Genomic DNA, 12,949 nt, shown 5'->3' on the forward strand with positions numbered 1-12,949 from the left:
CCCCAGTCCCCAGTCCCCTCTTTAACGAACGACTTGTTGGCATTCTACCAATTTGTCGCTCTCACTACTTGACCAGTCTTTAAGATTCACATCTGCTATTTCTGGAATTCCCCTTTGGGATCGAGTATCCATGATTAGGTTTGAGGAGCAATTGTTTATTTAGGGCGTAGATTTTTCTTGTGCGGCTAGGTTAAGTTCTCCCTTTAGATGGCTTTTTTGTAACCATAAATACCTTAAAAATAGACACAGTGGTAAAACCACTACCCATCAAAAACTAGAATTTAATTTCACAAAGCAGGGATTTCAGGCAGGGAAAGATGAATATTCACTCATTTTTAGCTGACGATGACCAGCAAAGCAAGCAATATAAATATGTTTTAAATAATACAAATAAAGTCCAAAAGGAGAGCAAAAACGATCGCAGCGCATCTACTTTAGAAAATAACTACTTACGCTCTTTTGCTTTGAAGTCGGCTCAAGAAGGAGATTATACCGAAGCGATCGCACTTTTAACCCAACTAATTTACCGCCATCCGCACAATGCCGTTGATTACAACAACCGGGGCCTGATTTATTTCCAAAGTGGTGAAAGACCAAAAGCGCTTTACGATTATAACACCGCCCTCAAGCTCAATCCCTATTTGGCTAGTGCCTATAATAATCGGGCAAATTACTACGCGGCTTGTGGAGAATTAGCAGCAGCACTTACCGACTACGATCGAGCAATTGATTTGAATCCTTGTCATGTCCGAGCGTGGATTAACAGAGGCATTACCTGGCGTGACTTAGGGCAATATGAAGAGGCAATTGAGAATTTTGAGGTAGCACTGCTTTTCGGTCAACTAGAAGGTCATATCTGGGCTGAACGTGGCAGAACTTACCATCTTTGGGGTGACTGGAATTGTGCGATCGCTGATTATCGTCGCGCCCTCACTCAATTGCCCGATCTCGAAACAACTAAGTCCCTTACCGTTTCTCGGTTGCGTTTACAAATCGAAAGTTGGCTAAACGATTTGTTATCTCCTGAACATCCTATTTGGTAGATTAGTTATTCATGGAGGATTCAGAACTCAAAATAATTGATTAAATTTTGAATTGTATTTTACTAATAGATGATAACTACATAGCTATTCAAAAATTAGCTACTAACCATTATTTATTAGCAATAATATAAAATAACACCCGGTTTATACGTAGCCAGAAGCACAAGAAACCTAAATAATCCTAAACTCCCTATTGTTCTTAGGGTGATGACTCTGTTTGTTCATCTTCTCGAGTATCCTGATTCATCAACACAACGCGACGCTGGCTAGGATCGAATCGGTATCCTTGTTGTTGTCTAATACTTTTAGCTTGTTGCGGATCGAAGTTACGGCTAAATTCCGCCTGTAAACCATTGACATGTCCTTCCATCAGCTTGACTTCAGTACTAATTTCTCGCAACTTTTCTTGCTGTAACCAATGATAAGGCAAAAGTTGTGCTAGAGCAGATGCTGCAACGGCTGTAACCACAAGATTAACCGCTATCTTGGCTGTGCTTTCCAGTGCCATCACCTGGTAAGAACGTTGACGAAGATGCCGCTTTGGTCGAGGAGTAACCCGGCGTTTTTGTATAGGTTGTAACGGTGGTCTGGAGGGTTGAATCGCGTTCATGATGCTAAAAAATAACCTCGCTGAGTGAAGGGAAGCACTGTAAAAGCGCTCTGGCGCTAATTACTGCTTGATTTAGCTGTCATATTACTTCATTTTTTTGAAATAGCTACAAGTGTTGCAGCAGTTAAAAAATAACCTGGCTTACGTAAGTGCTAGTTTCCTAGCTACTTATGGCATAAAGCCATCAGCATCTGGAAATTGCACCCCGTACTGCCAGGATTATTAGCTTTTTAACTGTGTCACATCGAAGCGTTATTTGTAAAGTTCTGTGGCTAATCGCCAAGCTAGAACTCCTGGAATCAGCGCCACAACTAGAGCGATGTAGACTTGAGTATCCGAGATGGAAGATATCTGAGCGATGTACAGAGTATCTAAGATAGGCATGGCTGAAAACCTCCTAACCTGAATAGATTTTGAACAGTTCGTTTACTACTTTTCCTTGTTTTGCCAGAATTGGGGAATATCTTGTTACAAGATGCAACAAAAGCAGTTATTAATCAGTAGTTCTTATTTATTCTCCATTAAAAAAATTTGTAAAAATTATGAATTTGTATTTGGGTATCGACTTCGGCACATCTGGCGCACGTGGCGTAGTGATTGACGAGGAAGCCTCTTCTATTCAGGCTGAGGTGCGATATCCCTTCCAGGACTCACCAGCCACCGTTACGCCAAAAATTTGGCAGGAGGCTTTGTTTGTGCTGGTGGAACAAATACCTGAAGAGTTGCGGCGAAAAATTAAAGCGATCGCAATTAATGGGACTTCTTCCACAGTCTTGCTGGTGGATGCTGCTGGAAATCCAACAGATGCGCCACTGCTGTATAACGATGCGCGGGGATCATTGGTGTTAGAGCATTTGAGGCGGATAGCACCACCTAATCATACTGTGTTGAGTGCCACCTCTAGCCTAGCCAAACTTTTCTGGATGAAGCAATTACCCGCTTTTAGTGAAGCTAGATATTTCCTGCATCAAGCAGATTGGCTGGCGTTTCTCCTACATGGGTATTTAGGGATTAGCGATTACCATAATGCTTTAAAGCTGGGTTATGACGTGGAAGAGTTGAAATACCCAGAATGGCTAGAAAAGTTGCAAATACCGATTCAGCTACCCAAAGTTTTAACTCCTGGCACTCCCATTGCCAAATTGCGTCCTGAAATTGCGGATAAGTTCGGTTTACGTCGTGATTGCTTGGTGTGTGCTGGCACAACTGATAGTATCGCGGCTTTTATCGCCAGTGGTGCAAAATTACCTGGTGAAGCCGTGACTTCCCTTGGTTCAACATTGGTACTAAAGTTATTAAGTCGTACCCGTGTAGAAGATGCCAGATATGGAATTTATAGCCATCGCCTGGGGGATTTGTGGCTGACTGGGGGTGCTTCTAATACTGGGGGTGCAGTGCTGAAGCAATTTTTCACAAACGCTGAATTAGAAAGCCTTAGCCGGGAGATTGACGCATTAAAAGCTAGCGAGTTAGATTATTATCCCTTGTTGAAGGTAGGCGATCGCTTTCCGATTAACGATCCCAATTTACCCCCACGATTGGAACCACGCCCAGATCGCCCAGTAGAATTTCTGCATGGGTTATTAGAAAGCATTGCCCGCATAGAAGCGCGAGGGTATGAATTATTACAGCATAAGGGTGCAGACAAGTTGAGCCGTGTTTATACTGCTGGCGGTGGTGCGGGAAATGACACTTGGACTGCAATCAGGGCGCGTCATTTGCAGGTTCCTGTAGTAGCGTCAGTGTATACAGAAGCCGCTTACGGGACAGCGCTATTAGCGATGGAAGGGGTGAATAAAAATAATTGTGTAACGATCTTTTCGTAGATATTTTGTAAATCAGTATCTATCCCAGTGACAATCGACATATATCGGACGATACTGGGATGATTAGATACCGGACTATAGGATTCCAGGTTCATCATCTGGGCAGCTATTCGGGGATGGGTGCTTCGCAGTAAACGAATGTCATCTGTCCCCTTTACTAATTATCGGTATAAGTTTTAACTACAAAACTGACGGCAAGTATCTCTCAAACTCTTATTTCTCCTTGTCCTCTGCGGTAGCCTGCGGCAACTAAGGAACTTCCAAATAAAAAAAATACTCAACTACTTCTTGTGGGGTGGGCATCTTGCCCGCCTTTGTATATGGGCAGATGCCCACCCCACAAGATTGGGTAATTTATTTGTTGGAAGTCCCTAATCAGAACTTGCACCAGTCCCCAATAACACAATACGGTTCAGTTAAGCCTTCCTTTCTTTCTTTCTTTCTTTCTTCTCTCTGCGTCCTTTGCGGTAATGCCTCCGGCACGCTCCGCGAACGTTAAAAAAATGACTTTGGTAAAAAGTTTTAGCCTTAGAGGATGTTTGAAAAGTCCTATTGTCGGTATATAAAACGCTAAATCCCCTTTTTTAAGCTATCCATTATAAACATCTTTCTTAACAGAAAGTTTGACAAAAGCCAGAAGTTAGGTATTGTCTATACAAACAAGGGGAAACATACCAAAATCAGCAAATGGAAGGATTTTTAAAATCTGCCTAATTTGCGTTTAGAAAATTAGACTATATCTTAATTTTCCTCATCGAATTTAACTCTCGATCGAAGAAGTACAAAAGCTAAGATTTTATCATCGTTAGTACAGATTTTTGAACCTATCTGTTCTGTATCGTTAAAATATTCAACCTACTGTAACCTGAGTATTCTTTCCTTATCTTTGCGAGGCTACGCGATCGCAAAACTACATAATTCGGTAAAATTGGGTAAAGCGATTTTTGTGCTTGTTAAACAAAGGCATCAGCAAACCCATGCAACTGAAACTCAGTGCATCCCGATTTCCCTTCGCCCCCCTTTTGTTAATTGCCCCCTTTTTCCTATGGGGGACAGCAATGGTAGCCATGAAAGGAGTGATACCCCACACCACACCCCTATTCATGGCAGGTGTGCGTTTGATACCAGCTGGAGTGTTAATTTTAATAGCAGCAGCATTTATGGGTAAACCGCAGCCCAAGGGTTGGGCTGCATGGCTGTGGATTGCCTTATTTGCTCTCGTAGATGGAACGCTGTTTCAAGGCTTCTTGGCAGAGGGATTAGTCAGAACCAGTGCGGGGTTAGGGTCTGTGATGATTGACTCGCAACCCTTGGCTGTTGCCTTGCTGTCGTTGTGGCTATTCCAAGAACACATTGGTTTTTGGGGATGGCTGGGTCTAGGCTTGGGAGTCACAGGCATTAGTTTAATTGGTTTACCTGATGAGTTGATTTTACATTTTCTCGACTCAGGCGCAAATATTACAATTGGCAACTGGCAAGATTTGTTTGCTAGCGGCGAGTGGTTGATGCTATTAGCAGCGCTATCGATGGCAGTGGGAACAGTATTGATTCGATTTGTATGCCGACATGCTGACCCAGTAACAGCTACGGGATGGCACATGATTTTGGGTGGATTGCCACTATGGGGAATTTCATCAGTTGTTGAATCTCAGCAGTGGGAGAATCTGGGAGCATCTGATTTAGTTGCTTTGGGTTATGCTACCGTCTTTGGCAGTGCGATCGCCTATGGATTATTTTTCTACTTTGCCTCTAGTGGCAATCTCACCAGTCTTAGTTCCCTCACCTTCCTCACACCGATATTTGCCCTACTGTTCGGCAATCTATTCCTTTCAGAAGTCCTCAGTCCGTTGCAATGGGTAGGTGTTTTCCTGACTTTAATCAGCATCTATCTGATTAACCAACGCGATACTTTAGCAGCGCGAAACGACACAGTTACTGTCGGCGAAATAGCTAATATACAGCAACCCGTTCCAGAAGCATCGGCTAAAAAATTAAGCCCCATAACTCTAGCAGTCAGAGAATCTGAACCAGAAATTTTGCCATAAATAATAGTTAAAGGGGAGGTATAGCAGGAAGCAAGGGTAATAAGGGGAATAATACATAGCCCATCCCCAATCTCCAATAAAAAATAACAGTTAACATTTGGACATCTTGAAGGTATTGTGGTATCGAAGACTTCAAAAGCACGTTCAGGCTGAAACTTTCAATATGAGGCTATGCCGTTCCTCAATTCTGATATTTACCTGTTTTTCTTGCGTGGGTTTTTACCCAAATCGTGCAAGTACAGCCACACCTAAGCTAGCGCCTGAAATTTTAGAACTTGCACAAGCTAGTTCGACAGTTCCTGCTAGTCCGTCTGTTTTGAGATATGGTAGTCGAAAATCAGATGTGCAGAGATTACAAACCCAATTAAAGCAGTTGGGATACTACAGTGGACTGATAGATGGACAGTACAATGCCACTACAGAAATCGCTGTAGCTAAATTCCAGAAAGTAAAGGGTTTAAAAGTAGATGGACTTGCAGGTTTGACAACTAGAGAGAAACTGCAAGCAGCCTTAGCTGCCAAAAATCAGATTGTCACCTCTCCAATTATTGCCTCTCCAATTGTCACCTCTCCTGTTTCAACTTCCAAACCAACTACAACACCCAAAGCAACCGAAAAAGGTTTTGTCTGGTGGTTGATATTTGCCATTGGCATTCTAGGAAGTCTTGGCGCACTTGTTTACCTACTGAGGTGGTTTCGTCAGGTCAAACAAGTGCAATCAGAAATATCAAGTACTAAAAGTTTGACTGAAGCTAACAAAATAACGATGATACCACCCCCACCAGAGGTTGTAACTAATCCAAAAATAGCTACGCCACCACTTCCTTCACAATTGCTGCTACCAGAAAAAACTTCCCGGCTTGCTAAACTCAATATTGTTGACGAATTAATTCAAGACTTACGCAGTCCTGACCCAAAGAAGCGGCGCAAGGCTATCTGGGATTTGGGTCAGCAGGGAGATTCGCGGGCAATTCAGCCTATAGTTGACCTGATGATTGATGCTGATTCTCAAGAAAGCAGCTTGATTTTGGCAGCTTTGACAGAAATTGGCATCCGCACACTCAAACCGATGAATCGTGCTTTAGCAATCTCAATTCAAGATGAAAGTCCACAAGTACGGCAAAATGCAATCCGTGATTTGACACGCGTTTATGACATGATGGGTCAAATGACTCAGATGTTGCGCCATGCGTTAGACGATCCAGATGCCGAAGTCCAAGCAACAGCAAGATATGCTTTAACTCAGATGAATCGAATGCGTGGTTTGCCGGAACAACAAGGTTTACCGGAAGATTCACACAAAGATTTACAAGAATAGAGTTAAGATTGACTCTATTTGAGATTTTTCCTTCAATGGAAATTTCAAAATCTAAAATTGGCAGATTCAGGAGGAAAGCAGGTTTTATATGTGGTTTTGAGTTCTATTTGGTCTACTGAACCAAGTTTAAATCTGCTGTCAGGCTAAAAATATCTCAAGCGGATTTGGATATTAGTTTCCGGGCCTGCTACTAAAAATGCTGCTTCGCTAAATTTGGGCGCACCTGTGCGAATTTCTGGATTTCTGGAAAATCCAAAACCTTCTTTTGGTATACCAAAAATATTGGTATTAAGAATACGGTCATTATTTTGATCGTGGAAAACAGCAACGGCGTAACTACCTGCTTTCAAGTTCTCAAAGGTAATGGGTAAAGGAGTGTTATTAATCTTGATACACTGCTTTTGTAAGCCGCGATTGCGATCGCTAGGAAATCCTTCACTGCTAGCAAATATACTGGCACACACTTGTCCCTGTTTATTCTTCAAGCCATCAATTTCTACGGTGAGTTTGCCGTTAAAATTTGCCTTGGCGCTAAATGACCATGCCAGATTTCCTATAACTGCCAATAGCAGCATACTAACTCTCAATCCTTTAACCATAAAATTTTTATCTGGTAAAAAAAGTTTTCAGTTTTATTGCGATCGCACAGATTAATCGTCACATTATTCGGTCAATTCTCACAATTATCTTGCGTACTTTGTCTAAGTAAGTTTAGAGTAAACGATTATATATTATTTTTAATTTTTTATACAAAAAGTTAATGATTTGTCAAGCTACGTTGAAGACCTGTAATTCACAATTTATCTCTGCAACAAGATAATGTATAAAAAACAATGCGTATTTACCAGATCCATCCTGAGATAGCAGATGGCCGAGCTATTTATAGAAGTGCTGTATCACTCCGATGAACCTATCCCACTAATAATATTTGTGCTATGAAGCTTAAGCTTGTTGAGAACTGAAAACGAAAAATCAAGGTTTTCAAGGACATTTTAGAAAAAGAAGTAGGGATTTTGAGAATAGTGGGATACTCGCGGGTAAATTCAAAGGCGATCGCTATCTTACAGTGTCTTTCAAGTAATTGAACTACACGACTCCCCATTCCCCATCTCACCTGAGTTAAACAGAATCGTCGTAGTAAACAATAAAACCTAATTTCCTTAAACAAACCGGGTTTAGAGTACCTGTAATATGGGAGACTTGGCAATATTCCCTATAAATCAGATTCAAGATGAGTAACACAATTGTGGATATCGCAGTCAAGACCATCAACGGCGAGGATAAACAATTAAGCGACTACACCGGAAAAGTACTATTAATTGTAAATGTGGCTTCCTACTGCGGTTATACTTCTCAATACGAGGGGCTAGAAAAGTTGAACCAAAAGTATGGCGAAGCAGGATTAAGTATTTTGGGGTTCCCATGTAACGATTTTGGAGCGCAGGAACCAGGAAGTAATGAAGAGATTGTGCAGTTTTGCACGAGTAAATATGGTGTTACCTTTGAACTATTCGATAAAGTCCATGCTAAAGGCTCGCAGCAGCATCCACTTTATGAGCGACTTACCAAAGCCGTTGAGCCAACGGGAGGTGTTGCTTGGAACTTTGAAAAGTTTTTAGTTAATAAGCAAGGTGAAGTGATAGCTAGATTTAATAGTAGTGTCCAGCCAAATTCACCAGAAATAATTACCATAATTGAGAAAGAACTAGCAAAATAGTCGATTAGTCATTAAGGAAAATTTTTGTACTATTGACTGTTAGCTCTGGACGGTTAAATTTATTTACGCCCAGTCCCTTAATTGAGAATAGTCTCTCAAGCAGCAATTTAATTTATTTGTGTCTAATTTGTCATGAACGTTGCAATCATTGGTTGTGGTTATGTTGGTTATCAAGTTGCTCAATATTGGCAGCAAAAAATGAATTTTGTTGTCAGTGCAACCACAACTTCCCCTGAGCGTGTCTCTGCACTCCAATCAGTATCTCAAAGAGTTGTCGTTACCTGCGGTAATGACCTAGATAGTCTAAAATCAGTTTTACACAATCAAGATGTTGTACTTTTGAGTGTTGCTGCAAAAGGTGCGGAAGTTTACGAAGAAACTTATCTACAAACTGCCCAAAATTTAGTTTCATCTTTGCAGCAGATTAAAAGTGTAAAACAATTAATATATACAGGGAGTTATGCAGTCTATGGTGACAGAAATGGTGTATGGGTAGATGAAGAAACACCTCTTGCACCACCTAATTTAAACGCCCAAATTCTCCGAAAAACAGAGGATGTGTTACTATCAGCATCTAACGAAAATCTCCGTGTTTGTATCTTCCGCGTGGGAGGAATTTACGGCCCTGGTAGAGAACTGTTGAAAATATTTAGTAAATATTCTGGTACAACCCGTACTGGCGGTGAGGATATTACGAATTGGATTCACTTGGATGATATTGTTGGGGCGATAGAATTTGCCCGTAACCGTCGTTTACAAGGAATTTATAATCTGGTAGATGATGCACATCTCACCAGCCGAGAATTGCTAGATAGCCTATTTGAAAAACATAATTTACCCAAAGTTATATGGGATACTTCTATTAAGAATACTCGCCCATATAATGCTTGGGTATCGAATGAAAAGCTGAAAGAGGCTGGATACCAGTTAATTCATCCACAGATGATTTTTTAGCAAGTATTAGAAATAGGAACTATGCAACCATCTGCTGTAAATAACACACCCAACTTGACAGCATCTCCTAGCCAATTTTACACTTGGCAGAATTATCGTTGTGCCTACGAAGTTCTTCAACCAAATAATACAACATCTGAGGGTATTCCCTTAGTGTTAATTCATCCTATTGGTGTAGGATTGTCGCGGCAATTTTGGCAGCGTTTTTGTCATGAATGGTATAATTCAGGTCAGCGTAATTCAATTTATAACCCCGATTTACTAGGATGTGGCGAGAGTGATATGCCTCATCTGGCTTATACTCCTAGTGATTGGGCAGAACAGTTGCAGCACTTTTTACAAACAGTAGTGCAAAAACCTGTAATTGTAGTTGTACAAGGTGCTTTATTACCAGTTGCGATCGCATTAATCCAAAAGCAATCAAACTTAATTGCTAAACTTGTACTTTCTGGCCCCCCACCGTGGGCTTTGATGACAAACAAACCACCAGAATGGCAGCAAAAATTTCTTTGGAATGTGTTAGATTCCCCTTTTGGGAGTGCTTTTTATCGCTATGCACGCACCCCGAAGTTTTTACGTTCTTTCTCGACTCGCCAACTTTTTGCTTCTGATAATGCTGTAGATGGAGAGTGGTTGAACACATTGCTTACAGGTGCCGAAAATCCTGCTAGTCGCCATGCAGTATTTTCTTTTTTAGCAGGGTTTTGGCGGCAGGATTATACTACCTCTATTGCCTCTATTGGGCAACCAACATTAGCCGTTATGGGAGAAACTGCATCGAGTATTAGCCAAAAAAGTAAAAAAGAAACACCAGACAAACGCTTGGCTGACTACCTCGCCTGTTTGCCTCAAGGTCGAGGTATAAAAATAAATGGGCGTAATATTTTACCCTATGAATCAGCTGCTGAATTCGTAGCAGCGATCGCTCCATTTATTAATGGAGTTTCTTAGCTAATTCTGTAGTTAGATCATACCACTCTTCCCATGCTAGGTTATGACTGGAATTGATTACTTCAGGAAGCAAGAACATGGTAACGAATCGCAAAGGACAAAGAGTTCCCAATGTAACTTTTCATACTCGCAAAGACAACCAGTGGGTGGATGTGACAACCGATGAATTATTTGCTAATAAGACAGTGGTTGTCTTCTCCTTACCAGGTGCTTATACTCCGACTTGTTCATCAACTCATCTCCCTGGCTATAACGAGTTGGCTGAGGTTCTCAAAGAAAATGGTGTCGATGACATTATCTGCATTTCTGTCAATGATGCTTTTGTCATGAACGAATGGGCAAAGGATCAAGAAGCAGAAAACATTACACTAATTCCCGATGGTAATGGTGAATTTACTGAAGGCATGGGTATGCTGGTAGATAAATCAGACTTGGGTTTTGGTAAGCGATCGTGGCGTTATTCTATGCTGGTGAGAGATGGTGTAATTAACCAGATGTTTATTGAACCAGAGGAGCCAGGAGATCCCTTTAAAGTGTCTGATGCTGAAACAATGCTCAGATACATCAACCCCCAAGCCGTAAAGCCCGAATTAGTTTCTCTGTTTGCGAAGGTGGGTTGTCCCTTCTGTGCGCGTGCTAAGGCGATGCTCAAGGAACATAGCATTAACTACGAAGAAATTACCTTGGGTAAGGATATCACCACACGCTCATTACGAGCAGTTACAGGGGCGACAACAGTTCCCCAAGTATTTATCGATGGTAAATTAATTGGTGGTTCTGAGGAATTAGAAGCCTACTTCACTGCTAAATAGTTTTCACTAGGGACGCACATCTGTGCGTCCCCATAACGCGTTCAAAGATTGTTCTTCTGTTTTGAGGTTTAGTAACAGCGATCGCATTCCAAGTCATAAATCACTTTCTCTAAATACCATTTATCCGATTGACCTTGGTGCCTCTGCTACTGCTGTTTTAGTAGTCGTTCGGCTGTCGTCACATCACGTTAAGTAAAACAAGTAAACGTTATCGATTTGTCGTACTGTAAACATTGTGGAACTTCTCAAGATTCCAGTAATTTGTAATCAGTAAAGTAGTTAATCGGTATTTTTAACTTAGATATGGAAAAAGTAGAAAATGCTAATAAAGAGAGTCAGTCACCACTTTCTTTTCTGACAAATCTGTTGATTGCTCGTTGGCGATCGCTCTTACTCCTCTCGATCGGAGTATATTTACCTTTGCAGGTCTTTGAAATTCTGACAGTGAAGATATGGGAGAATGAAGCAGGCTTACCGTGGGATGTGCCTATTCTGTTAGCAGTTCATTCTACAGCCAACCCACAGTTAGATGTTTTAGCAGTGACGCTGGCTAAAATTGGTTTACCTTGGACGGCGATGCCGATTTTGGGTGCGATCGCACTTATATTAATACTACAAAAACGCTGGCGATCGCTAGCTTATTTACTCACCGCCTCAGTGGGAAGCGTCATCATCAGCCGCACAGCAAAGGAATTAATGCATCGAGTGCGCCCCCAATTGTGGCAGTCTATTGCGCCTGAGTCTAGCTTTGCATTTCCCAGCGCTCATGCCATGACGAGTATAACTTTGGTAGGAATTTTACTATTCTTAACTTGGGCTAGCTCTTGGCGCTGGTTGGTTCTTATCTGCGGTAGTTTATACATAATAGCTATTGCGTGGTGTCGTCTCTATCTGGGGGTACATTTTCCTAGTGACATTCTCGCAGGTTGGATGGTTGCATTAGGCTGGACAATTGGTGTAAGTCTAATTATCAAACCGTATAAAACTACAGCCAAATCCGCAGATAGCGATCGCCCCAAGGATGAAACGACCTTACTGCCTGAAGAAAGAAAGTTGATAACTGAGGAGTAATATTGTTTCTGCTGAAAGGATTTGATATCCTCCTAAATCCCCCTGAAAATGTGTGACTTTGATTCTGTTGTTCCACTTTTTAAGAGGGATTACGGAGGATTAATCAATTCCTAAGATTACAAACAAATGTTTTCAAACAACCTCTTCACTCAAAAACCATTTAAATTCAGCCAGAAATAAACTTCTTAGACTTATTACGAACCTTGCAAAAGGCCATTAATTGAACTTATACTCTGTTTGATTTGTTCTGTCAGAGAAGTTCTTAATAAGTCAATGGTTTCGGCTGAAAAATTGAGTAATCCCAAAGCATAGAATAAGCTTGAAATCCCAATAAACAAAGCTAATAATCTCCCAAAGCAACCGGGATTAATTTCCACAAAGCCTAACTTAGATTGTCCGATAACGGCAATTGTTATAAAAATAATTCCTGCTATTAAAAATGTGCTATTTGGAGTTAAATCTGTCATTTGCCTGATTAAGATGCCTCAATATTTCTATTCTAACTATTATTAGTTTAAATTTCTGCCCTGACTATATAGCGTTTCCTAATCATACAAGGTACGTCATAGCCCCCTCCTCGCTTGCGGGGAGGGGGTTGGGGG

At 41.2% G+C, this 12,949-nt stretch carries 15 protein-coding genes; 11 read left to right on the top strand and 4 right to left on the bottom strand.

The window, feature by feature from the left end:
• Positions 1 to 317 precede the first annotated feature (317 nt).
• Positions 318 to 1,043 (top strand): tetratricopeptide repeat protein, encoded by a 726-nt coding sequence (locus CDG77_RS30615; RefSeq protein WP_094332999.1) that lies wholly within the window; start codon positions 318 to 320, stop codon positions 1,041 to 1,043.
• Between the two features lie 199 nt (positions 1,044 to 1,242).
• Here the strand turns inward: CDG77_RS30615 and CDG77_RS30620 are convergent, their stop codons facing one another.
• Positions 1,243 to 1,653: a hypothetical protein gene (locus CDG77_RS30620; RefSeq protein ID WP_094333000.1), complete on the bottom strand. Its 411-nt coding sequence runs from the start codon at positions 1,651 to 1,653 to the stop codon at positions 1,243 to 1,245.
• Positions 1,654 to 1,905: 252 nt separating this feature from the next.
• Positions 1,906 to 1,995: a photosystem I reaction center subunit XII gene (psaM, locus tag CDG77_RS30625; RefSeq protein WP_040630342.1), complete on the bottom strand. Its 90-nt coding sequence runs from the start codon at positions 1,993 to 1,995 to the stop codon at positions 1,906 to 1,908.
• A gap of 200 nt (positions 1,996 to 2,195) precedes the next feature.
• On the opposite strand from psaM, the gene CDG77_RS30630 reads away from it, so the two are divergent.
• From CDG77_RS30630 to CDG77_RS30640, 4 genes are all read left to right on the top strand, one after another.
• Positions 2,196 to 3,479 (top strand): FGGY-family carbohydrate kinase, encoded by a 1,284-nt coding sequence (locus tag CDG77_RS30630; protein ID WP_094333001.1) that lies wholly within the window; start codon positions 2,196 to 2,198, stop codon positions 3,477 to 3,479.
• A 328-nt stretch (positions 3,480 to 3,807) separates the two neighbouring features.
• Positions 3,808 to 3,978 (top strand): hypothetical protein, encoded by a 171-nt coding sequence (locus CDG77_RS37020; protein WP_190234109.1) that lies wholly within the window; start codon positions 3,808 to 3,810, stop codon positions 3,976 to 3,978.
• A 478-nt stretch (positions 3,979 to 4,456) separates the two neighbouring features.
• Positions 4,457 to 5,524: a DMT family transporter gene (locus tag CDG77_RS30635; protein ID WP_094333002.1), complete on the top strand. Its 1,068-nt coding sequence runs from the start codon at positions 4,457 to 4,459 to the stop codon at positions 5,522 to 5,524.
• A gap of 163 nt (positions 5,525 to 5,687) precedes the next feature.
• Positions 5,688 to 6,842 carry a peptidoglycan-binding protein gene (locus tag CDG77_RS30640; protein WP_094333003.1) on the top strand — a complete coding sequence of 385 codons (1,155 nt, stop codon included), beginning with the start codon at positions 5,688 to 5,690 and terminating at the stop codon, positions 6,840 to 6,842.
• A gap of 143 nt (positions 6,843 to 6,985) precedes the next feature.
• Here CDG77_RS30640 and CDG77_RS30645 read toward each other — a convergent pair whose 3' ends face one another.
• On the bottom strand, positions 6,986 to 7,441 hold the full coding sequence (locus CDG77_RS30645) for a DUF2141 domain-containing protein (RefSeq protein WP_094333004.1): 456 nt from the start codon (positions 7,439 to 7,441) through the stop codon (positions 6,986 to 6,988).
• Positions 7,442 to 8,073: 632 nt separating this feature from the next.
• On the opposite strand from CDG77_RS30645, the gene CDG77_RS30650 reads away from it, so the two are divergent.
• The 6 genes from CDG77_RS30650 (at position 8,074) to CDG77_RS30670 (ending at position 12,347) form a co-directional block, all read left to right on the top strand.
• The gene (locus CDG77_RS30650; protein ID WP_094333005.1) at positions 8,074 to 8,559 is read left to right on the top strand and encodes a glutathione peroxidase; all 486 of its coding nucleotides are present in this window, start codon (positions 8,074 to 8,076) and stop codon (positions 8,557 to 8,559) included.
• A gap of 132 nt (positions 8,560 to 8,691) precedes the next feature.
• The gene (locus CDG77_RS30655; RefSeq protein WP_094333006.1) at positions 8,692 to 9,513 is read left to right on the top strand and encodes an SDR family oxidoreductase; all 822 of its coding nucleotides are present in this window, start codon (positions 8,692 to 8,694) and stop codon (positions 9,511 to 9,513) included.
• A gap of 21 nt (positions 9,514 to 9,534) precedes the next feature.
• Entirely contained in the window at positions 9,535 to 10,464 is a 930-nt protein-coding gene (locus tag CDG77_RS30660; RefSeq protein WP_094333007.1) for an alpha/beta fold hydrolase, read from the top strand.
• A gap of 77 nt (positions 10,465 to 10,541) precedes the next feature.
• On the top strand, positions 10,542 to 11,276 hold the full coding sequence (locus tag CDG77_RS30665) for a glutathione peroxidase (protein ID WP_094333008.1): 735 nt from the start codon (positions 10,542 to 10,544) through the stop codon (positions 11,274 to 11,276).
• Between the two features lie 22 nt (positions 11,277 to 11,298).
• Positions 11,299 to 11,472 (top strand): hypothetical protein, encoded by a 174-nt coding sequence (locus CDG77_RS37025; RefSeq protein ID WP_181154169.1) that lies wholly within the window; start codon positions 11,299 to 11,301, stop codon positions 11,470 to 11,472.
• 107 nt (positions 11,473 to 11,579) lie between these two features.
• Complete coding sequence (locus tag CDG77_RS30670; RefSeq protein WP_094333009.1) at positions 11,580 to 12,347, top strand: phosphatase PAP2 family protein; 768 nt, start codon at positions 11,580 to 11,582, stop codon at positions 12,345 to 12,347.
• A gap of 194 nt (positions 12,348 to 12,541) precedes the next feature.
• On the opposite strand, the gene CDG77_RS30675 is transcribed toward CDG77_RS30670, so the two are convergent.
• The gene (locus CDG77_RS30675; RefSeq protein WP_094333010.1) at positions 12,542 to 12,814 is read right to left on the bottom strand and encodes a hypothetical protein; all 273 of its coding nucleotides are present in this window, start codon (positions 12,812 to 12,814) and stop codon (positions 12,542 to 12,544) included.
• Positions 12,815 to 12,949: the final 135 nt, after the last annotated feature.

Origin of the sequence: Nostoc sp. 'Peltigera membranacea cyanobiont' 213 (assembly GCF_002245975.1) — a bacterium.
Taxonomy (GTDB): domain Bacteria; phylum Cyanobacteriota; class Cyanobacteriia; order Cyanobacteriales; family Nostocaceae; genus Nostoc.